This is a genomic window from Streptomyces thermovulgaris (assembly GCF_002155915.1).
In the GTDB taxonomy this organism is placed as follows: Bacteria; Actinomycetota; Actinomycetes; order Streptomycetales; family Streptomycetaceae; genus Streptomyces; species Streptomyces thermovulgaris.
Genome location: NZ_MUME01000370.1, coordinates 1 through 20,889 on the forward strand (window position 1 = coordinate 1; position 20,889 = coordinate 20,889).

21 protein-coding genes and 2 pseudogenes are annotated in these 20,889 nt (G+C 72.8%); 11 read left to right on the forward strand and 12 right to left on the reverse strand.

Annotated features, from left to right (window positions below; genetic code table 11):
- Positions 1-406 (forward strand): DUF5914 domain-containing protein (locus CCN35_RS24290; RefSeq protein WP_245863404.1); only part of this gene is annotated, 406 nt, incomplete at its 5' end.
- A gap of 84 nt (positions 407-490) precedes the next feature.
- Here CCN35_RS24290 and CCN35_RS24295 read toward each other — a convergent pair.
- Positions 491-1,408, reverse strand: a complete 918-nt coding sequence (locus CCN35_RS24295) for a DMT family transporter (protein ID WP_086794365.1) — start codon at positions 1,406-1,408, stop codon at positions 491-493.
- 115 nt (positions 1,409-1,523) lie between these two features.
- Here CCN35_RS24295 and CCN35_RS29720 point away from each other — a divergent pair.
- The 3 genes and pseudogenes from CCN35_RS29720 to CCN35_RS24305 form a co-directional block, all read left to right on the forward strand.
- Positions 1,524-1,801, forward strand: a pseudogene (locus CCN35_RS29720) (pyridine nucleotide-disulfide oxidoreductase); the annotation flags it as partial.
- Between the two features lie 99 nt (positions 1,802-1,900).
- Entirely contained in the window at positions 1,901-3,001 is a 1,101-nt protein-coding gene (locus tag CCN35_RS24300; RefSeq protein ID WP_067391199.1) for a YihY/virulence factor BrkB family protein, read from the forward strand.
- 147 nt (positions 3,002-3,148) lie between these two features.
- Positions 3,149-4,405 carry a hypothetical protein gene (locus CCN35_RS24305; protein WP_245863405.1) on the forward strand — a complete coding sequence of 419 codons (1,257 nt, stop codon included), beginning with the start codon at positions 3,149-3,151 and terminating at the stop codon, positions 4,403-4,405.
- A 37-nt stretch (positions 4,406-4,442) separates the two neighbouring features.
- On the opposite strand, the gene CCN35_RS24310 is transcribed toward CCN35_RS24305, so the two are convergent.
- On the reverse strand, positions 4,443-5,627 hold the full coding sequence (locus tag CCN35_RS24310) for a hypothetical protein (RefSeq protein ID WP_079129587.1): 1,185 nt from the start codon (positions 5,625-5,627) through the stop codon (positions 4,443-4,445).
- Positions 5,628-5,842: 215 nt separating this feature from the next.
- Here CCN35_RS24310 and CCN35_RS24315 point away from each other — a divergent pair, with 215 nt between their 5' ends.
- From CCN35_RS24315 to tgmB, 3 genes are all read left to right on the forward strand, one after another.
- Entirely contained in the window at positions 5,843-6,184 is a 342-nt protein-coding gene (locus CCN35_RS24315) for a YkvA family protein (RefSeq protein WP_067390857.1), read from the forward strand.
- Between the two features lie 117 nt (positions 6,185-6,301).
- On the forward strand, positions 6,302-6,493 hold the full coding sequence (tgmA, locus tag CCN35_RS24320; protein ID WP_067390854.1) for a putative ATP-grasp-modified RiPP: 192 nt from the start codon (positions 6,302-6,304) through the stop codon (positions 6,491-6,493).
- Between the two features lie 15 nt (positions 6,494-6,508).
- Positions 6,509-7,492, forward strand: coding sequence for an ATP-grasp ribosomal peptide maturase (tgmB, locus tag CCN35_RS24325; protein WP_067390851.1), 984 nt, complete (start codon positions 6,509-6,511; stop codon positions 7,490-7,492).
- Positions 7,493-7,579: 87 nt separating this feature from the next.
- Here tgmB and CCN35_RS24330 read toward each other — a convergent pair whose 3' ends face one another.
- From CCN35_RS24330 to CCN35_RS24340, 3 genes are all read right to left on the reverse strand, one after another.
- Positions 7,580-7,837, reverse strand: a complete 258-nt coding sequence (locus CCN35_RS24330) for a DUF5133 domain-containing protein (RefSeq protein WP_067391193.1) — start codon at positions 7,835-7,837, stop codon at positions 7,580-7,582.
- Between the two features lie 139 nt (positions 7,838-7,976).
- Positions 7,977-8,240, reverse strand: a complete 264-nt coding sequence (locus tag CCN35_RS24335) for a WhiB family transcriptional regulator (protein WP_067390848.1) — start codon at positions 8,238-8,240, stop codon at positions 7,977-7,979.
- Between the two features lie 317 nt (positions 8,241-8,557).
- Positions 8,558-9,103, reverse strand: a complete 546-nt coding sequence (locus CCN35_RS24340; RefSeq protein ID WP_067390845.1) for a hypothetical protein — start codon at positions 9,101-9,103, stop codon at positions 8,558-8,560.
- Positions 9,104-9,288: 185 nt separating this feature from the next.
- Between CCN35_RS24340 and CCN35_RS24345 the strand changes: the two genes are divergently transcribed.
- Together CCN35_RS24345 and CCN35_RS24350 are read left to right on the forward strand one after the other, a co-directional pair.
- Complete coding sequence (locus CCN35_RS24345; protein ID WP_067390843.1) at positions 9,289-9,519, forward strand: DUF397 domain-containing protein; 231 nt, start codon at positions 9,289-9,291, stop codon at positions 9,517-9,519.
- A gap of 110 nt (positions 9,520-9,629) precedes the next feature.
- Positions 9,630-10,553, forward strand: coding sequence for a helix-turn-helix domain-containing protein (locus CCN35_RS24350; RefSeq protein ID WP_067390840.1), 924 nt, complete (start codon positions 9,630-9,632; stop codon positions 10,551-10,553).
- Positions 10,554-10,563: 10 nt separating this feature from the next.
- Here CCN35_RS24350 and CCN35_RS24355 read toward each other — a convergent pair whose 3' ends face one another.
- A complete protein-coding gene (locus CCN35_RS24355) occupies positions 10,564-11,382 on the reverse strand; it encodes an SAM-dependent methyltransferase (protein ID WP_067390837.1) in 819 nt (272 codons plus the stop codon).
- A gap of 367 nt (positions 11,383-11,749) precedes the next feature.
- Positions 11,750-12,028 (reverse strand): GlsB/YeaQ/YmgE family stress response membrane protein, encoded by a 279-nt coding sequence (locus tag CCN35_RS24360; protein WP_067390834.1) that lies wholly within the window; start codon positions 12,026-12,028, stop codon positions 11,750-11,752.
- Positions 12,029-12,354: 326 nt separating this feature from the next.
- On the opposite strand from CCN35_RS24360, the gene CCN35_RS24365 reads away from it, so the two are divergent.
- Positions 12,355-13,554, forward strand: coding sequence for a glycoside hydrolase family 64 protein (locus CCN35_RS24365; protein WP_067390831.1), 1,200 nt, complete (start codon positions 12,355-12,357; stop codon positions 13,552-13,554).
- 169 nt (positions 13,555-13,723) lie between these two features.
- Here the strand turns inward: CCN35_RS24365 and CCN35_RS24370 are convergent, their stop codons facing one another.
- From CCN35_RS24370 to CCN35_RS24380, 3 genes and pseudogenes are all read right to left on the reverse strand, one after another.
- Positions 13,724-14,164 carry an Lrp/AsnC family transcriptional regulator gene (locus CCN35_RS24370; protein WP_067390829.1) on the reverse strand — a complete coding sequence of 147 codons (441 nt, stop codon included), beginning with the start codon at positions 14,162-14,164 and terminating at the stop codon, positions 13,724-13,726.
- 50 nt (positions 14,165-14,214) lie between these two features.
- The gene (locus CCN35_RS24375) at positions 14,215-15,564 is read right to left on the reverse strand and encodes a transaminase (protein ID WP_067390826.1); all 1,350 of its coding nucleotides are present in this window, start codon (positions 15,562-15,564) and stop codon (positions 14,215-14,217) included.
- Positions 15,565-16,206: 642 nt separating this feature from the next.
- Positions 16,207-17,765 (reverse strand): annotated as a pseudogene (locus CCN35_RS24380) (helix-turn-helix domain-containing protein).
- Between the two features lie 361 nt (positions 17,766-18,126).
- Here CCN35_RS24380 and CCN35_RS24385 point away from each other — a divergent pair.
- On the forward strand, positions 18,127-18,747 hold the full coding sequence (locus CCN35_RS24385) for an L-threonylcarbamoyladenylate synthase (protein ID WP_067390820.1): 621 nt from the start codon (positions 18,127-18,129) through the stop codon (positions 18,745-18,747).
- Between the two features lie 64 nt (positions 18,748-18,811).
- Here the strand turns inward: CCN35_RS24385 and CCN35_RS24390 are convergent, their stop codons facing one another.
- A complete protein-coding gene (locus tag CCN35_RS24390; RefSeq protein WP_086794370.1) occupies positions 18,812-19,789 on the reverse strand; it encodes a TauD/TfdA dioxygenase family protein in 978 nt (325 codons plus the stop codon).
- A 188-nt stretch (positions 19,790-19,977) separates the two neighbouring features.
- A complete protein-coding gene (locus tag CCN35_RS24395; protein ID WP_067390814.1) occupies positions 19,978-20,508 on the reverse strand; it encodes a hypothetical protein in 531 nt (176 codons plus the stop codon).
- Between the last annotated feature and the right edge of the window lie 381 nt (positions 20,509-20,889).

Consider the following 20,889-nt stretch of genomic DNA (forward strand, 5'->3'; position numbering starts at 1 on the left):
GGGCGCCGGGGGGGACGGGAAGGACGGCGGCGGGGAGGACGAGGACGGGTTCACCGTCGACGTCTCCTTCAAGGTCGCGGGGCGTCTGGTGGTGCCCGTGCGGGCGGTGTTCACCGCCCCCGGGCCGCGCACGGTGGTCATGCGCATCACCGAGGGGGAGGGACGGGGTTCGGTGGTGGAGACCCATGCCACCCCGCTCGGCCCGGACCCGCGGGGACGGCCGCGCACCGCCGTGGTGGAGGCGGTGGTGGCCGTCTCCGACCGGCCGGGATTCGCCGCGGCCCGCCGGGCGGCGCCGCTGCTGCGGCCGCTGATGCGGGCGGCAGCGGGACGGCTGTGGCGGGACGACCTCGCCTATGCGGAGCGCCGCTGGGCCCTGCGCTCCGCCGGCCGCTTCCCCGGCTGACCGCGCCACCGTGCTCCGGGCGGGCCCCCGGCCCGGGGCCCGCCGGCGGCGTGGGCGGCGGGGCCGGGTTCCGGGTCCGGGCCGTCACACGTCCGGCGACCGCCGGGGCGTGCGGTCCTCCGCACGGCCCCGGGCCCCGCCCTCGCCGACCAGGGTCTGCTGGATGTGCGGGACGACACGGGTCAGCCGCAGCACGCCCCACAGGATCAGCCCGACCCCGATCGCCTCCGGCACGAGCCACCAGCCGGTACGGACCCGCTCGTCGAACAGCGTGACGCCCAGCACCAGGCTGACCGTCGCGTCGCCGATCGTCAGGGCCGGCTGGGAGGCCTCGAGCGCACCGGCCTGGAGGGCGTTCTCCAGCAGCAGCAGGGTGCCGACCCCGGTGAGGGCGAAGCCGTAGGTCTGCCAGGCGGTCAGGAAGGCCGGGAGTCCCGAGGCGGCGAAGGTGCCGGTGGCGGACTTCAGCAGCGCGGCGGTCAGGGCGTTGCCGATGGCGGCGGCCGCGGCCAGCACGGCCGCGCGGAACAGCGCGGAGCGCCCGGTCCGGGCCAGGACCACCGCGGTGGCCATCGCCCCCAGGCACAGTGCCAGGGCGGGGATCCAGCGCTCCATGGACGCCTGGTGCTTCGCTCCGGCGGGGGCGGCCGAGACCAGGAGCAGCGCGAGACCGGCGACCACGCCCGCCACGGCCCGCCAGCCCGCGGGGGGCAGTCCGCTGTGCAGCAGGGGGACGGCGATGAGCAGGGCGAAGGGCAGTTCCAGGACGAACAGGGGCTGGACCAGCGCCAACGGCCCGTTGACCAGGGCGAGCGCCTGGAACAGGGCGGCTCCCGTCACCCCGCCGATGCCGACCAGCCAGACCGGGCGGCGGGCCAGGGCGAGCAGCAGGCGCAGTCCGCCGCCGCGCGCGACGGTGGAGGCCGCCTTGCGCTGGCAGACCGTCCCCAGGGCGTTGCTGGCGGCTCCCGCGACGGCGAAGCCCACGGCCAGTTCGATCACAGCTCCACCATGCCCGACGGAAGGCGTGCCGTCCTGCCGACCGGCCGGGCCATGGGCCGGCTCGACGGCCTCATGGAACGGATCCGCGTACCGACTCGGGTCTCCCCCGCTCGGGATCCCCGGCGAGGACGGCCGGATCGTCACCGGGGCCGGTGAGCGTGTGCGGTCCCGGTACGTCACCGGCTGGATCCGGCGCGGCCCCGTGGGCCCGATCGGCCGCACCGGGGGCGACGCCGGCGAGACGGTCTCCCGTCTGCCCGACGGCTTCGCGAACGGCCGTCCGCACACCCCGGTCTTCCCGCCCCGAAGGCCGTGGACGCCTTCCTCTCCGAGCGGAACGTCCGCTTCACCCCCTGGGACGGCTGGTACGCGGAGCGGGCCCCGGGCCCGCCGCACCCGGCGGGCGCGGGGACGGCACGGCAACGGCGGCGGGGCGCGGTCGTACACCCGAATGCCACGCGTGTTCATGGCGAGCGGGGACACCCGGACCTCATGAACCGTCTGCACTTTCCCGGCCGCCGGGATCACTCCGCCGGCAAGGACACCGGGACGCGCGACAGGGCCGGCGGGCGGGCTCAGGACCCCGGACCGGAGACGGGGACCGAGGCGGCCGGGCCCGACGCCGCGGTCGAGCGGCGCGCTCCCGACTCGCCCACCGACCTGCCCGGCCGTTCCTGGCACGCGCTCCTCCGCCGCGTCCTGAAGGAGTTCAAGGAGGACGAGCTGACCGACCGCGCCGCCGCCCTGACGTACTACGCGGTGCTGTCGCTGTTCCCGGCGCTGCTCGTGCTGGTCTCCCTGCTCGGTGTGGTCGGCCGGTCGGCCACCGCCCAGGTGCTGGACAACCTGCAGAAACTCACACCGGGCGCGACACGGGACATCATCACCAACGCGGTGCAGCAGCTGCAGAGCAACGCCGGCCTCGGCTCCGTCCTGGCGGTGGCGGGTCTGCTCGGCGCGATCTGGTCGGCCTCCGGCTACGTCGCGGCGTTCATCCGCGCCGCCAACGCGGTCTACGACATCCCCGAGGGACGCCCCGTGTGGAAGGTGCTGCCGCTGCGGGTGGCACTGACCATGACCCTGATGGTGCTCGCCGTGGCCAGTTCCCTGATCGTCGTCTTCACCGGTCCCCTGGCCCGGCAGGCGGGCGCCCTGATCGGCCTGGGGGACGCGGCGCTGACCGCCTGGTCCATCGCGAAGTGGCCCGTTCTCGTCCTGCTGGTCACCATGATGATCGCGCTGCTGTACTGGGCGGCGCCCAACGCCAGGGTCCGCGGCTTCAGGTGGATCACCCCGGGCAGCCTGCTCGCCCTGCTGATCTGGTTCGCCGCCTCGACCGGCTTCGCCTTCTACGTCGCGAACTTCGGCTCGTACAACAAGACCTACGGCACTCTGGCGGGCGTCATCATCTTCCTCGTCTGGCTGTGGGTGACCAACCTGGCCATTCTGCTGGGCCTGGAGTTCGACGCCGAACTGACGCGTCAGCGTGTGATCGACGGCGGGCATCCGGCGGACGAGGAGCCCTACGTGGAGCCCCGGGACACCCGCACCTGGGACGAACGGGACCAGCGGCGCGTGGACAAGGGCGGCTGAACCGCGCCCGCCGCGGCACGCGCACGGCCGCGGCGGACGGGCGGTGCCGGGACCGCCGGCGTGGCAGGACGGGCGTCGACCCCGCCGGATCGGGCATGATCCGACGTGGCGATACTGAATAGGCACGCCTCCGCTCCCAGATTGGCCATGTCGAACTCTGCTACCTCTCGACCTCCGGCCCCGCCCACGGTGTGGCCGGCCCGCGGCCGTTGTGAAGGGCCGGCCGCGGTGGACGCCGTACGGCGTCATCTGCAGCGGCTGAAGGCCGAGGGCGTCCTCCAGGACCACCTCGTGCCGAAGGACGCCGACTCCGCCCGTGAACCGGTCTTCGAGGCCCGTTGGCTCGCGCCCGGCGACGTGACCGTGCGGGCCCGGCTCGCCCTGTCGCCCCCGCGCGGTTCCGGGCTCCGACAGGTGCGGGAATGGGTGCTGATGGCCGAGGCGGAGCAGCCCTGGGACCTGCGCTGGCCCTCTCCCGCCGCCATGTTCTGGCCGCAGCCGCCCGACGCCGGCTGGGACCGGGAGGCCGTCACGGGCCTGCGGCTCGGGGACGTCAACTCCCTTCCCGAGGACGACAAGGAGCTCAGACGCGTCCTGAAGCACGCGGTGCGGGACCCCTGGATCGTCCATGTCGTCGTGCACGAGGCCATGACGCCGGACGAGCGCGGCCGGCTGCCGCTGGTGCGGCTGCTGCCGGAGAGCCTGCGGCACCGGGTCGTGGAGCACCGTGCCGCACCGCACCGGTTCCGGGCCGTCAACTGGGTGCTGGACGACTTCGGCACCCGGGTTCCCCGCGGCGGCGCCGTCGTCCTGCCCGGCAGCCCGGCGGCGCCCGGCTACGACGCGAACGCGTTCTCCGTGCGCAGTGTCTTCCTGGACGGCTCGGAACCCACGGAACTCCTCGACGCGATCACACGGTTCGCCGCGCTGCCCCGGCCCCTGCCGCCCGGCGCCGACGAGGCGCTGACCGCGCTGCGCGAGGACTGGCACCTGATGACCCTGGAGGAGGAGCTCGCCCACGCGCGCAAGCTCGCCGCCATGTACGCCGAGGCCCTGGAGGCGATGACGAAGTCCCGGGACCTGTACCGGGAGGCCGCCGAGCGGGCCCACGAGGCGCTCGCCGCCTACCGGGAGGCGGAGGCCAAGGGGGCGCTGCCCGCGAGGAAGCCGGGCCGGATGTCCATGGGGCTGCCTCTCCAGCAGCTGGCGCGCGGCTTCGGACGGCTGAAGGACACGGCCCTGTCGCTGCGCCCCGGCGCCGGTGCGGACGGGACCTCCCGGACGGGAACGGCCCCCCTGACCGACGACGGCTCCGGCACCGACTCCGGCACGGGCTCCGGCACGGGCTCCGGCGATGCCGCCGGACCCCCCGTCTGGCCCACGCGGCCCCGGACCGGGGACTGAGCCCGGTCCGGGGCGCGCCGCCGCGTCGCCGAGGTGCTCACGGCACCGGCGGACCGATCCCCGGGGAACCCGGCGCGACCGGCCGGGGCGGGGGATGTCTCTCGGCCACCTGGACCATCAGCAGCAGGGTCAGCGCGGCCAGGCAGGCCAGTGAGGCGCACACCGCGGTGAGCCCGGCGCTGCGCGGCGGCGCCACGGTGATCTCCAGTGCCCGGGTCAGTCCGGCCGAGACGAGCCTGCCCTCGACATAGCCGGCCGCCGCGAGCACCGCGGGGAGCACCGCCCCGGTCACCAGGGCCACGACACCGGTGCGCAGGGCCAGTACGAGGGCCAGCGCCCCGCACAGCCCCGACACGGCGAGGGCGAGCAGGCAGAGCAGGACGGGCGCGCCCTCCCACCGCGTCGGGAAGTGCGCCGCGCCGCACACCACGAGCGCCGCCGCGGCGACCCAACCGGGCCAGAAGACGGGGCGTTTGGGCCTCTTCGCCGGTTTCCCCGGCTTCTCCGGTCCGCCGGCGGCCGGCTGCTCCTCCACGGCCCCCGCGGTTTCCGCGGCCTGTGCGGTCCCCGCGGCTTCCGCAGTCCTTGCGGCCCCGGCGTTCTCCACGGTTCCCGGGGCCTCTTCAGGGGCCTCGGCGGCTTGTGCGGCGCACGGCCCGTCGCGCGTCGCGCCGTGCGCCTCGCCGTACGTCCCGTCGCACGTCCCGTCGTGCCGCTCCTGGGCCAGCCGCCCGATCAGCTGCGCCAGGTCCTCGACCGTGCGGCCGGCGGCGGCCGTACGGACCGCCTCCCATGCGCAGTGCGTCTGCTGCGGTATCCGGTGCAGCAGGGTCACCAGCCGGGCGACGTCCGCCACACAGCGGCTCATGACCGCGGCGCGGATCGCGTCGTCGGCGCTGTCGGCCGGGCGCGGCGGCCGGGTCAGCTCGGCGACCAGCCGGGCGACGTCCGCCACGGGCCGGCGCAGGGCGGCCGTGCGCAGGGCGTGGCGCACGGCATCGGTGTACTCGGGTCTGTCCTCCAGAAGGGCGACGAGCCGGACGAGCTCCTCCACCGGACGGTCGTCGGCGACCGCCCGGACCAGCCCACTGAGCGGATCGCCGTCCGCGCTGCCGTCCTCCCCGCCTCCCGCCGTGCCACCGGGCGGACCGGACCAGTGGCTCTCCTCGAGGAAGGCGATGGCGGACTGGTTCGACTGGGGTGGTGGGGTGCGGGTGGTCATCTGTGCTCCATGGCAGGGATGCGGCCGCCGCTGCGCCCCCGAGGGCGACACGCCATTTACCCTGACCATTACCGAATGCCTCTCCACGGCGTGCGACCCGGGCGGCGCAGTCGGGTGACCCCGCCCGTGCCCCGCCCGGCGGTCGAAAGGCACGGCGGCCGGGCATCCGGCAGGAGCAGCCGCCGGTGAACAGGACGGCAGGAAGGGGCAGGACCGTGGACTCCACCGAAAAGGTGCTGCTGGTGGCCGCCGTGCTCGCGGCCGTCGTGCTCGGTGCGGCCGTCGCCCTGTGCGTACGGCTGGTGCGCACCCGGCGCGCTCTGCGCCGCGCCGGTCTTCCCACGGGTCCGCGCTGGGTCTTCTGGGGTGCCGTCGCGTATCTGGTCCTGCCGGTGGACCTGTTGCCCGATCCGGTGTACCTGGACGACATCGGCGTCCTGCTCCTGGCGCTGCGTTCGCTGCGCGCCGCCGGAGGCGAACGGCCGCTCTCCCCGGCCCGCCGAACGGGACGTTCCGGGCGTCGCGGACCCGCGGACGCCCATGACTACGCCTCGTAAGGAAACCATTCACCCGTTCGATTCGTATAAGTGGGCGGGACCCGAAAATCAGCGGACCAAGCGACGCCGCAAGGACGACCACCGCTTGATCTCGGCTGCACCGACAGGGGAGAGACGATGCAACCGTTCGCGCTCAACTACGCACGTCCGGCAGTGAAACGGGAAGCGACCACGCCGTACGTCTACGACTCCGGGCTGCAGTTGAACGTCATGCCGGACGGGCGGATCGCCGCGTCCGACCACGCGCTTCTCAGAGAGCTGGGCACCACGACCTCCACCGCGGGCTCCAAGACGCACTTCGACGACTGAACCCGGCCCGCGACGATGACCGTACTGATCCTGACCGGCCAGGAGGACGTGACGGCGGACATGGTGGTGATGCACCTGAACGCCGCCTCCGTCCCGGTGGTCCGGCTGGACCCGGCGGATCTGACCGCGGGTGCCGCTCTCTCGGGGGAGTACGTCCACGGCTCCTTCCACGGCCATCTGTCCACCGGCGGACGGCTGGTGAGCATCCATGGCCTGCGCTCGATCTGGGTGCGCAGGCCGGGAGTTCCGGCGGCCCGGGCGGCGCAGCCCTCCGCCTGGCTGACCGAGGAGGCCTCACAGGCCCTCTACGGGATGCTGCGCGGCTGCACCGCCCGCTGGATGAACCATCCCGACGCGGCGCGGCGCGCCCGGCACAAGCCCTGGCAGCTGCGGCTCGCCCAGCGCAGCGGTCTGCCCGTGCCGGCCACCCTGATCACCACGTTTCCGCAGGCCGCCCGGGAGTTCGCCGAGCGCTTCCCGGACCTGGTGGTCAAGCCGGTCTCCGGCGCGCACCCCCAGGAGCCGCCGAGGGCGGTGCCGACCAGCCGGGTCGCGCCGGACACGGACTTCAGTGCGGTGGCCTACGGCCCCACCCTGCTGCAGCGCAGGATCGCCAAACGCGCCGACATCCGGCTGACCGCCGTCGGCGGCACCCTGATGGCCGCGCGCAAGGAGACCCCGGCGGACGCCGACCCCGACGAGGTGGACGTCCGCTTCGCCACGTCCGACGTGCCGTGGCGGCCGGCCGAGGTGCCGCCCCGGGTGGCCGCGGCCGTGCACACCTATCTGCGGGAGGCCGAACTGGCCTACGGCGCCTTCGACTTCGCCGAGGACGCGGACGGGACCTGGTGGTTTTTGGAGTGCAACCAGTCCGGGCAGTTCGGCTTCATCGAGGTGGAGACCGGCCAGCCACTCGCCCGTACCATCGCCGAGTGGCTGGCCCGCCCCGCCCCGCGGGATCACGAACAGACCGACGGCAGGCGCACGGTGACTCCCTGAAATCGGCACGCAGTGCCACTGAAAGATCTGGTGGGGGTCCGCGGGCCGCCGCGCCCGTCCCGGTGCCCGCACGGACGCCTGACGGCCTCAGACAGCCAGGGAGAGATCGTCCTCGTCGTCCGTCTCCTTGGCGGTCCTCGTCGACCGCCCTGCGGCGAGCAGCAGGGCGTCTCCCTTTCTGATCGCCTCATCGACGCTGGTAGTGCCCATCATGACGCACAAGGTGTAGCTGACGTCCGCCAGCTCCCGAGCCGTCTCGTCCCGCTCCCTCTCCGCCTGCGCGATCTTCAGCGATGCGTACCGCGTCAGCAGCGTCCTGACGACCTTCGGGTCCGGAATCAGCACGAAGCGCCCCTCTCCATGGTTTTTTTGCTGCTCCTGCCCAAGGCACGCCGTGCCATGCATAACAAATCCCTTGCGACACACCTTTGCCCCGGTCGATCCGCATTCGGGTGATCCGGCCGGTGGTCGTCACCGGTATGCCTCAGCGGCCGCGTCCCCCGAGGCCGCGCACCGTCGCGGCGCGGCGCTCCTGTGCGGTCATGCCGCCCCATACGCCGTCGTACTCACGGTTGCGCAGGGCCCAGGCCCGGCACTCGTGCAGCACGGGGCACCGCCGGCACACCGCACGGGCCTGCTCGATCTGCAGCAGCGACAGACCGCCCTCCCCGACCGGGAAGAACAGCTCGGGATCCTCGAAGCGGCACGCCCCGCGCTCGCGCCAGTTCGTCCGTGGGCCGACACTCATCGGGACCTCCGCTCACACTCGGCCGCACTTGCCCGGGCGGTTCCCGCCCATGGCGGCGGGACGCCGCATGCCCCGGCAGAGGCACCCGCAATATAGGTGCATTTCGGTCGCGTGGCCAGGGTTTCTTCCGGTGCGCGGGAGACACCCGGGAACCCGCGCTGCCGTCCGCCCCAAGGCCCCGGGAGCGGACGGTCCGTGACCGCCGGGAAGGGCCCGCCGAAAGGACGGCGGAAGAACACGCGCGCGGCCGGCCGGGGCCGGGGAGCCGCCGGGCGACCGGGACGCCCCCTGCGGGGTCTCAGGACCCGGGCCGCCCCCTATCCGGCGAGCGCGTCGGCGAGTTCCGCCGTGGCCCGGGCGATGTCCTGGTCCCGGTCCGCCAGCAGCACCGAGAGCGCATCGCTCCGGGCGCGCACCGCCTGGCGTGCCCTGCGTTCCCACACCACCGGGTTCTCGGGGTGGTTGAGGACCTTGGGATAGACCGAGGCGACGCTCTCCCACTGCCGGGCGTCGGCGATGTTCTTGAGCAGCCGGATGATCTGCGGACGGCAGGTCACCTGCGGAAGCTGGGCGAGCTCCCACAGGAACGGGACCGTGGCGGCGGTCGCCTGCTCCACGACGAAGCCGTACTGGCAGATCCGCTTGCGCAGCTCCTCCAGGGCGATGCGGGCCGTACGGGCGTCACCACAGGCCACACAGGCCAGCAGCAGGGGGATGGCGGTCGCGGGACCGGTGGAGTCCTTGATCTCGCTCCAGGACACCCGCCCCAGGCCCGACAGCGGCATGGCGGTGGCCGCACCGCTCGGGGGCGCCGTGCGGTCGGCGCGCTGCGTGCTCGGCTGCTGCGTCGGTGCGGTGCGCATGGCGTCGGCCCTTTCAGCGGCGGTCGTACGGGGCGCATCTGCCTGATGCGACGTCAGCGTGAGGCGTGCACAGGGGGGTTGACGTCCCGGTTATTATCCACACCAAAGGCGTCGGCGTGCAATTGCACGCGAAATTTCTCGTGAAAGTGCGCGGGCGCGGAGTGCGGACAGCGAGGGGGACAGCGATGCCATCGGTGCGGAACGGAGTGCGGGCAAGCTCGTTGGACGCCCGTTGGATCAAGAGCCGGCACAGCAACGCCGAGGGCAACTGCGTGGAGGTCGCCGCACTGGCCGACGGCGGCATCGCGGTGCGCAACTCCCGCGATCCCGACGGCCCCGCCCTGGTCTACACCCCGGCCGAGATGGCCGCGTTCCTGGCCGGCGCCAAGGAGGGCGAGTTCGACCATCTGCTGTGAGCATCTGCCGCGAGACGCAAAGGAGTTGGCGTCTTGCACGGCATATGCGTCCTGTGGCGGGACGGTGCGGTAGTGTGGCTTTCACGTCTGCCGGTCTACTGGGAGCCAGGATGTCCGCCGAGCCGCATCGTCTCTCCCGTCTCGAGCCCTATCTGGACCGGCCCGAGCCGGCCCCGACCCTGCTGAAGATGCTGATCGGCGTCCAGCTGGCGGGCCTTCGCGAGGACGCCGGTCTGTCCCAGGACCAGGCGGCGAAAGCACTCGGGTTCAGCGCCGCGAAGCTGTCGCGCATCGAGTCCGGAAAGGGCCGCCGTCCTCCGGCCGAGGGCGATGTCCGCGCCCTGCTGAAGCTGTACCGCACCGACGCCTACGAGTCCTCGGTGCTGCTCAAGCTGCTGCGGCGGGCCGGTGAACCCGGCTGGTGGCAGCGCTACGACAAGCGGCTGATGCCCGAGTGGTTCGACCGGCTGGTCGGTCTTCAGGAGGCGGCCGCCGCGATCCGCACCTTCGAGATCCAGTACGTCCCCGGTCTGCTGCAGACCCCGGCGTACACCCGGGCCGTGGTGGAGCGCGGCCTGCCGACCGCCTCGGCGAGCGAGGTGCAGCGGCGCGTGGAACTGCGCACCCGGAGAACCCAGTTGCTGCTGCGTCCGGACGCTCCGCGGCTGTGGGCGGTCATCGACGAGTCGGTGCTGCTGCGTGTGCTGGGCAGCCGCGAGGTCATGCGCGAACAGCTCGGCCATCTGATCGAGATGGCACAACGCCCCAATGTGACCGTGCAGATCATCCCGTTGGACGTGACGAACGCGTCCGCGCCCGGCTTCCCGATCACCTATCTCCGCTTCGGCGGGCTCGATCTGCCCGACATCGTCTACCTCGAGCACATCAGGAGCGCCAACTTCCTGGAGGACCGCGACGAGACGGAGGAGTACCGGATCGCCCTGGACCGGCTGGCCGACGAGGCGCTGACGCCCCAGGAGTCGCTGGCGCTGCTGCGCAGGACGGTCGACGACCGCTACTCCCCCGCCTCCTGATCGGGGCGGCTCAGCGGACCAGCCCTATGCCGCCGAACTCCACCCACTCATAGGTGAGCTGACGGGGCACCACCTCGTTGTCCGGCCGCCAGGTGGACACCTCCACCAGCCCCGGCTCGATGATCTCCAGGCCCTCGAACCACTCGGCGACGTCCTTCTCCTGGCGCACCCGGCCCCAGTTGCCCTGCGTGACCTTGTCCATGAAGTCGGTGACGAAGGCACGCACCTCCGGGTCGTCGCTGACCAGTTGGCACATGAGCATGAGGCTGCCGGGCACGAGCCGTTCGCGTACCCGCCGGACCACCGCGAGGGGGCCGTCGGTGTCGCTGTCCGGGATGCAGTGGAACACCGAGTTGAACAGCACGGCCACCGGCTGCGAGAAGTCGATCAGACGCCGGGTCTCGGGGTGCGAGAAGATCCCGTCGGTGTCCCGCATGTCGGCGTGGATGACGGCGGTGTGCTCGTTCTGCTGCAACAGGGCCCGGCCGTGGACCAGCACCATCGGGTCGTTGTCCACGTAGACCACGCGCGACTCGGGGTCGACGCGCTGTGCTATCTGGTGGACGTTGTCCTGGGTGGGCAGACCGGAGCCGTGGTCGAGGAACTGACGGATCTTGTACTCCTCGGCGAGCACCCGGACGGCGCGCTGCAGAAAACGCCGGTTGTTGAGGGCGAGACGGCGGGTGCTGGGGACGACCTTGTCGAGTTCCTCGCACGCGGCGCGGTCCGCCGCGTAGTTGTCCTTGCCGCCCAGGTAGTAGTCGTACATCCGCGCGGCCGTCGGCACCTTCTCGTCGATCTTCGTGGGCAGGTGCTTCTCCACAGGCATCGATCCCCCAGATTCGCCGGTTCCACCGCGCCGACCAGGCCGGTGCGACTGAGAGTACAGCGCAAGGGCCTTGCTGAACGGCCGAACGGGACCACTGGTGAACGGCACTTCACACTTGCCCCGCCATCCGTCCCGATCATCACGCTTTCCTCACCGCGTCCCAGCTGTCGACGGCGCGGTGCGAAGGCCTCCGGAGGTCCGTGCCGGCCCCGGGGCCCGGTGACGCCTGTCGCCGTTCTGCCGTTCCCCCGCGGTTCCTCTGCCGTCGTTCCCCCGGCGCTTTCGTACCGTCCGCCGCGGCATGCCCGGCGACGGCCGGCGGGAGGGTCCGGCGCCGCAGACGGGCGCCGGGCACGGCCGGAACGGCTCAGGCGTGCCGATGGGAGCTCCGGTTGCCCGTGAAGAGCCGGTACAGCACGAGCAGGATCAGGGAGCCGACGATCGCGGCGATCCAGGTCGACAGCTCGAAGAAGCCGTCGATCGACTCGACGCCGAAGATGACCTTCCCCAGCCAGCCGCCCAGGAGCCCTCCCGCGATGCCGATCAACATGGTGACGATGATGCCGCCCGGGTCCTTGCCCGGGAGGAGCAGTTTGGCGATGGCGCCGGCCAGCAGGCCGATCAGTATCCAGGCGATGATGCCCATTTCTTCTCCTTCTTCCCCGCCGGAAACATGTGCCCTTATCGGATGCACACAATGAGCGCCGGCAAACCCGGCCTGCGCATTTCCGGTGTCCGGGCGCCCGCCCGGCGCCGGGCCGGGCCCTGATCGGCGTCCCTCCGGCTTCCAGGCGGCCGGGCACCACGGGGACATGAAGCTCCGTCAGAACTGTTGGCACAAGTGGTTGCGATGCGTACCATCGAGGCCCAACGGCGGCCTGAGAGCGCTCTCAGAGCTGGTGTGCGCTCGTGCTCGCTCTTCTCCCGGCCCGCCGTCACCCCCCACGGACGACTTCAAGGAGATCCCCCCACATGGCCTCTCGACACCAGCGTCCCCTTGGCCGCAGAAGGTTCCTTGCCGCTCTCGGCGGTGCCGCGGTGGCCGCACCCGCCGTCGCGGCGATCGCTCCCCAGGCCCTCGCGGACACGGTCTCGAAGAGCGGGACGTCCGCCGCGCAGACGCTTCCGCTCACGATCGTCAACAACAGCGGAGCCTTCGACAACGCCTCCGTCCACGTGTACATCGTGGGCAACCAGGGGGGCCGGCAGGTCCGTGTCACCCCCGACGGGACGCTCGCACCGATCTCCCTGTCGGACAACGGCAGCGACGGCTTCACCGACTACGCGATACCCCTGGCGAGCAGCGGCGAGACCCGGCTGTCCCTGCCGCAGATGTCCGGCCGGATCTACGTCGCCCTCGGCCAGAAGCTGAAGTTCAAGGCCGTGGTCGACGGCAACGGCCAGCCCGCCCTGCAGTACCCGGCGGGCTGGGTGTCCTCGGACCCCAACTACCGCGTCCTGCACGACTGTGCCGAGTTCACGTTCAACTCCGCCGGCATGTTCTGCAACACGACCATGGTCGACATGTTCAGCGTGCCGCTGAGCATCCGTCTGACCGGCGCCCGGAACCAGACGGCGGGCACCGTCCGCGCCGGCGGGCGGGCGGCCGCGTTCAACGCGCTGCGGCAGACCGAGGGATTCTCCAGGCTCGTCCTGGACGACCTGCGGGTCATCGCCCCCGGACACGGTCTGGACGCGGGGCTGTTCGCCGGGGACTACTTCGCGCCGTACATCGACGAGGTGTGGAGCACCTACGCGGGCAGGGATCTCAGGGTCACGACCAACGCGGGCACCTTCACCGGCCGGGTGCGCGGCGGACGGTTCACCTTCGACGGCCCGGCCTCCTTCGCCTTCGACAAGCCCTCCACCCGGGACGTCCTGTTCTGCCACGGCGCCCTCGCCGCCCCCAACGACGGCATGAGGGGTCCGGTCGCCGCGGTGCTCGGCGCCGGTTTCAACCGCTCGACCCTGCTGTCCTCGGCCACCCAGCCGACGACCGACGCCGCCTCCTTCTACCGCACCCCGATCACCAACCACTACGCCAAGGTCATGCACTCGATCACGGAGGACGGCCGGGCCTACGGGTTCGCCTTCGACGACGTGGCGGACTTCGCCTCGTACATCGAGGACAACGCCCCGAGCGAGATCCGGCTGACCCTCACGCCCTTCTGAGGCTCACGGCCCTCCGGGAGGCTTCCGCGGGCCCGGAAGCCCCCGTCCCGCCCACCGGTGCCCGCGGGTCCCGGCGGGCGGGACGGCGACGGCGGCGACGCGGGACTGCCGAGACGCACGCCTCACCCGCCCCCAGGGCGCGTCCCGGGGGGCGGGTGAGGTCTGCCGGTCAGCCCACGTCCCACAGGAACCGGTGGGTGTGGATGCCGAAGTACGGGAAGGACTGCACCTGCCGGACGCCCTCGATCGGGCGGACCACGTCGTTGACGAAGTCCAGCAGATCCCTGGGGCCGGGGGTGACGACCTCGACGAACAGGTCGAATCCGCCCGAGGTCAGCACCGCGTAGATCACTTCGGTGCGCTCGGCCAGCTGGTCGGCGACCACCCGGGGATCGCCGTCCACGGCGATGCCGAGCAGCGCCATGGCCTGCCCGCCCATGGCCATCGGATCGGTCACACCGACCACCTGGACGACCTTGGAGTCCAGCAGCCGCTGCAGCCGCTGACGGGCCGCGGACGCGGAGAGGCCCACCTTGGGCCCGAGATCCGCGTATGCGATGCGTCCGTCGGTCTGCAGCTCGCGCAGAATGGCCCGGTCGATCTCGTCCACGTGTCTCGCTCTCCCTCTCCGGCCGGCTCGGCCCAGCGTAACGGCGGCCGTCAGCCGTGCAGTTCGGACAGGGCGGCGGCGAAGACCTCGGTGTGCGTGTCCACGTCCTGCTCGGTGGTGTCGGGGCACATCAGCGCCATGTTGTGGAACGGTGTGAGCAGGATGCCCCGGTTGGCCAGATAGAGGTGGAGGAAGTCCTCCAGCTCGGGGTCGGCGGCGGCGGCCGACTCGGTGCCGGTGCGCGGGGCCGGGGAGGCGAAGCGGTACTCGGTGCGGGCGCCGAGACGGCTGACCGACCAGGGCAGGCCATGGGTCTCGATGCCCGCCCGGACACCGGCCTCGAAGCGCTCGGACAGCCTCTCCATGCGGGCGAAGGCGTCGTCGGTGAGGACGTGCTCGAGCGTGGCGCGCATCGCGGCGACCGACAGCGCGTTGCCCGCCAGGGTGCCGCCGACGCCGCCCATGTCCACCAGGTCCAGGTCGGTGCGGTCCAGCAGCCGGTCGGCGAGATCGGCGGACAGGCCGTAGGCACCGGCCGGGATGCCGCCGCCGATCGCCTTGCCGATGGTCAGCATGTCGGGCTCCAGGCCCCAGGCCGCGGTGCAGCCGCCCGGTCCCGCGGAGAAGGTGTGCGTCTCGTCGTTGACGAGCAGGGTGCCGTACTGCCGGGTCAGCTCGCGCACCCCGGCCAGATAGCCGGGCTCGGGCAGCACGATGCCGATGTTGGTGAGCGCCGGTTCCATCAGGACGGCGGCCACGTCGCCGTGGGCGAGTTCGCGCTCCAGCCGGTCCAGGTCGTTGAACTCGGCGACGCGGCTGGTCAGGGTGACGTCGCAGGGGGCTCCGACGTTGCCCTCGCGGGCGGTGCCGCGGCCGTCGGGGCCGACGACGATGAGCGACTCGTCGACACTGCCGTGGTAGCAGTAGCTGTTCACCAGGATCTTCGGGCGGCCGGTGACCGCGCGGGCGAGCCGGATCGCCCAGCGGTTGGCGTCGGTCGCGGTCAGCGAGAAGCTCCAGCGGGTGAGCCCGAAGCGCCGGGTGAGCTCCGCGCCGACCCATTCGGCGTCCTCCGTGGGCAGCATCGCCGTCGCCCCGCCCAGCTCGGCGTACCGCCGCGCCACCGCCTCGGCCACGGGTGCGGGCGAGTGGCCCGCCATGGCGCCGGTGTCGCCCAGGCAGAAGTCGATGTACTCGTGCCCGTCGATGTCGGTGACCCGGGCGCCCCGGGCGGAGTCCAGATAGCGGGGGAAGGCGCCGGCGGTCTTGTTCATCCAGGTCATCGGCACCCGGCCGAAGAGGTGGTCGGCGCGTTCGTGGGCGGCTTTGGAGCGGGGGTTGCGCCGTTCGGCCTCGGCGCTCTCGCGGGCGAGGAGACGGCGCAGACGAGTGCGGTCCATGAGGGCGTCCTGACGGTCGAAGACTGCGCATGACTGCGCATGACTGCGGATTGCGCGGATCGTACGCTCGAATCAGCTGCATCATCAAGAGGATGTCGCGGATGCGTGCGACGCGGCGACTGATTCATGCGCACAGAGGGCGCGGCCACCCTCTCCCGCCGGAGGCGGACCGGCCCTCTCCCGAGACTCGCTCCCCTGAGACGCGGACTCCCCCGCCGCGCCGCCGCCGGACCGGAAGGAAGCCTCCGCACAGAGGACGCAGCCCGCCCGGACGGACGCTGCCGCAGCCGGGCGGGGAACGGCTCGCGACGAGGACAGGGACCGACGGATGACGGGGAGGACGAAAGCGGAACGTAAACCAAAAAAGGGTAAAGAAATACGGAAATCCTGATTTCCGTACAGGCCCGGACAACTTGCCGCAGGACAACTTGCCGCGCCGTGCCGCCAGGAGTTGCCGTGCCGTGCCATCGGAAAGGAGTTCGACCGGGGGACATGGCCCGGCGCAGCGGCTGCCCGGCGTCCCAGGGTCCGCGGGGACGGGACCGGTCCCCCGCGCCGGTCCCGTCCCCGGGCACGACGAATCTACGGGCCCGGGGCAACCGCCGGGTACTGTGCCGATGCCCTCTCCGCCCGGCCGGGGACTCACCCGTGCACAGGTGAGTCCCGGATGCCCGCCTTCATCCGCCTTCGAGGGCGGGCGGTTCGAGGTCGCCCACGGCGAGGTGCGCCAGGACGACCTCGTACAGGTCCCGGCCGCCGTCGAGGAGCCGGCGCTGGAGAACGGGTTCCGCACCGCGTATGTGCTCCCGGACGGTCTGTGCGTGGATGCCGAGCAGCCGCGCGGCGCGCTCGGCATTGCCGCCGGCGGCGATCCAGGCGCGCAGCGTGCCGCGCAGGTCCCGGGTGCCGGCCGTCAGGCGGCCGAGGAGTTCGTGCGCCCAGCCGCGCAGCGCCGGACCGGCCAGCAGGTCGCCGAGGCGGACGGCTCCCGGACCGGCCGTCGTTCCGGGGGCCGTCCGGTGGCCGAGACCCGCCTGGGTGTTCAGGGCGAGGTGGACGGCGGCCCGGACGGTCAGACGGCTGAAGTCCGTGCCGAGCAGCCCCTCGACCCGCTCCATCCGGGCGCGCACCGTGTTGCGGCTCACTCCGAGGATCTTCGCGGTGCTGACGGCGGTGAACTCCAGGCCCAGCCGGGTGGTGGCGAGCAGTTCGGCGTACACGTGGTGCGGCAGGGTGTCCAGGGGGCGCAGCAGCCGGGCGGACCAGGCGTGCAGTGCCTCGGGGTCCATCAGGCGCTCGGGGCGGGTCCGTTCGGCGTACACGGCCGTGCGGTCCGGGCGGAAGCGGGCGACCGCGAGCGCGCTCACGGCCTGCCCGTACGCCGTCGCGGTCCGGGCCAGGCCGTGCCGGGTGCTGCCGCCGAGGAAGGTGTGCGGCCGTCCGTCCACCAGGGAGCGCAGTGTCTCGCCGGTGCTCTCGGCGGGGGCGAGCACGATCACGTGTTCGTCGACCGCCGGGCAGCGCACCACCAGGGCCCTTCCCCCGGTGGCCTCCAGGCACTCGGCGGCCAGCCGGTCGCGTGTGCCCCGGCGGGCTTCGAGGACGTAGACGCAGGCGGTGTCCGTGTCGAGCAGGCCGGGCCACAGGCCCGCGGCCACCCGGCGGGCCGAGACGGTGTCCTCGACCATCAGCAGTTGCAGGACGGCCAGCCGCAGCGCGGACGTGGCCTGTTCGAGGCGGCGTCCGGTCTCGTCGGTCCCGCGGGCCCGCAGCAGCAGGTCGAGCACGGCGGCGGTGCGGGTGACCATGTCGGCGGACCGCCGGTCGAAGGGCTCGGCGCGCAGGACGGCCAGGACGCCGGCCGGGGACGCGGGCGGACCGCCCACACGCACCAGGCGGATGTGGCGCCCCCGGTCCTGCAGCGCGGCGGCGGCCAGCCGGCCGGTGACCACGTCCGCGACCAGGTTCTCGTCCAGGCCCTCGGCCGGGGACGGCGGCTGCCCGGCGAGGAGGGTGCCGGTGCCGTCCAGGAGGCAGGCGGTCCCGTGCACGGAGGCGGCGAGCCAGGCGACGACCTTGTGTGCGTCCCGTCCGCCCGGCCGCAGCTGGTCGAGGAGTTCCTCGGCCCAGGGCGTCCGCGGGTCTTCTTCTGCCGGGGCCTCTTCCGGCCTCCCGTCGGTCCTGTCCTCGCGCCCGGTCATCTCCGCCCTCTTCTCCGCCGTACGTTCATGGCTTTGACCTCGGCTTTTCGGCCGAGGACGTTACCAGCGGACGGCTCGGCGGCCGGATCCGGAGCACCGTGCGGCCGGCGGGAGGAGGGCGGCTTCGCCGGCGTTTCACAGGGGGGAGGTGAGGCGGCCGGCGAAGCCGCGCGCCCGGGGCGGGGGGCTGCACCCGGGCGGTGTGTGAGTGCTGGTTCCCCGGTATCCGCCGGCTACTCCTGAAAAGCCGCACGAAAAGCCGGAGTACGGTGCTCCGTCGGCGGCGTGCGGAAGCACACGGCACGGGAACGGGACGGGCCGCTTGCGCGGCGACCGCCGGCGCACGGCATAAGCTCGGTGAATGGCGAAGTATTTCGATGTGCATCCCGACAACCCCCAGCCGCGCTCCATCCGCCAGATCGCGGACAGCATCCGTGAGGGGGCGCTGATCGCGTATCCGACCGACTCGTGCTACGCCCTCGGCTGCCGCCTGGGCAACCGGGAGGGCATCGAGCGGATCCGGGCGATCCGCCGCCTGGACGACCGGCACCACTTCACCCTGGTGTGCCGGAACTTCGCGCAGCTCGGCCAGTTCGTACGGATCGACAACGACGTCTTCCGTCTCATCAAGGCGTCCACGCCCGGCAGTTACACCTTCATCCTGCCCGCCACCCGGGAGGTGCCGCGCATGCTGCAGCACCCGAGGAAGAAGACCGTCGGGGTGCGCATTCCCGACCATGTCGTCACCCAGGCCCTGCTCGCGGAGCTCGGCGAGCCGCTGCTGTCCAGCACGCTGCTGCTGCCCGGCGAGGAGGAGCCGATGACGCAGGGCTGGGAGATCAAGGACCGGCTCGACCATGTCCTGGACGCCGTGGTCGACTCGGGCGACTGCGGCACCGAGCCGACCACGGTCGTCGACTTCTCCGGCGGGCAGGCCGAGATCGTACGGCGGGGGGCGGGCGACGTCTCACGGTTCGAGTGAGCCCCGCCGCGGGCCCCGCCCCCGTCGGTGGCGGACCCGCCGCCGACGGGGGCGGCCGGGCCGGTCACCAGCGGCCCGGCGCACTGCCCGTGATCGGCTCGGACGGCCTGCCGTCCACGCCGACCGGTACGTCGCCGGAGAGCATCACCCGGTGCATGATCCGCGGGTGACCGAGGCGGGTGTGGTCGCCGGGCGCGAGGTGGATGGTGGCCCGGTTGTCCCAGAAGGCCACGCTGCCCGGCTCCCAGCGGAACCGGACCGTGTACTCGGGCCGTACCGCCTGCTCGAGCAGCATCTGCAGGATCGCCGCGCTCTCGGCGCGGGAGAGGCCCTGGATCTGTTCGACGTAGTAGCCGTTGACGAACAGCACCCGCTCCCCGGTCTCGGGGTGGACCCGCACCAGCGGGTGCACGGTGGCGATCTGATGGTCCAGCAGATGCCGGACGTACGCGTCGTCGCCGGGCCTCGGCTGGTAGCCGACCCCGAGCCGGTGCTCGGCGCGCAGGCCGTCGACGAAGGCGCGCACCGGGGCCGACAGCCCGGCGTACGCGGCGGCCAGATTGGACCAGGTGGTGTCGCCGCCGTACGGCGGGACGGTCTCGGCGCGCAGGATGGTCGCGGCCGGCGGGTCGACACGGGCGCCGTGGTCGCAGTGCCAGCCGCGCAGCAGCGTGTGCCTGCGGCGCCGGAGCCACTCCTCGTGGTCCATGCCGTACCGTCCGCCGAGCTCCAGCCGGTCCGCGGTGGTCTCCACCTCGGGGAAATCCGGCGGCGACACGCTGCCCCGCCCGCGCAGCACCACGGGGTCGCCGAAGCGGCGGGCCAGGGCCACGTGCCGGGCGTGGTCCAGCCGCTGCCCGCGGAAGAACACCACCTTCCAGCGCAGCATCGCCGCGCGGATCTCCGCGACCACGCCGTCGTCGAGCTCCTCCGCCAGGTCCACCCCGGTGATCTCGGCTCCGATGTGCCCGGCGACCGGTTTCACCTCGATTCCGCCGGTCCGCCGCCCGTCCGCCGTGCTCCTGCCTGTGTCCGTCGTCATCAGCGCGCTCCGATGGTCGTCGTGACGGTCCTCACCGATCGTGGCAGCGATGTCCGCGCACGGCGACGGCGCCGGCCGGCCACGGGCGGGGCCTGCGGGCGGCGGAAGGAGGCGCGGCGGGCACCGGCGGCCGCGGTCGTGCCCCGGCACGCACGGGCCGCCGGGCCGCAGCCGGCGGGCCGGCCGGGTCAGTCGGCGGCGCCCGGTTTGGCCTGGTCGCGCAGGAAGTTGCTGATCTGGTGCGCCAGGCCGCCGGCTCCGCCCGCCGTGTGCACACCGGCGACGACGGACTCCTCGTACACACCGATGCCGCCGGTCCACAGCCTGCGCTCGGTCCACTCGTCGTCGACCCGCAGCTGCACCTGTACGTCGATCTGGGACAGGGCGGCCTCCGGTCCCGCCGCGTACAGCACCGCGGTGGCCCGGCGCAGCGGGTAGATGTCGTAGCCCTCGATGAACTGCGAGTTGCGCCAGTCGACGAACGCGCCCTCCCCGTCGGGGCCGATCCGTACGTCGATCTGCCCGTCCTCCAGGTGGACGCCGAAACGCCGCGCACCGCGGTTCTCGACGGTCACACGGAGACGGAAGTACGTCAGCCCCTCGGCGGCTTCGTCGCGTCCGCGCGGCGGCTCGGCCCGCTCCAGGCGGTGGACGCGGACCCGCAGACCGGCATGCTCGTCGTACTCCTGCCAGTCCCCGACCACATTCGGCTCGTACACAGTGCACCTCTCGACTTCCAGGGCTGCTTCCTATCCGCGCGCTCAGTGCACTGTCAAATGCGCGGAATGCACCGTGTCCCGGCAATTCCCCGTCTTTGATCACTGATCAAGCCGTATGCAGGAGGAATCCCCCGCCGGGCCGCGCGGGCGCCGGCGGGAGCGTGCCGCACATCACTCCGGTGGCCGCCCGCCGGACGCCGTCGGCAAGCCGGCCGACCGGTCCGGCGGGACGGGGCCGGGACCCGGGTGCGGCCATGGGCGCCGGGCCGCCCCGGCCGCGGGCACCGGCGGGTCACGATCGTGCGGCGCGCGGCCTCCGGAACCGTCGTGCCAGCGGGCCCGAAGAGCACCGCGGCACTCCCGCGCCGCACGATCGTGACC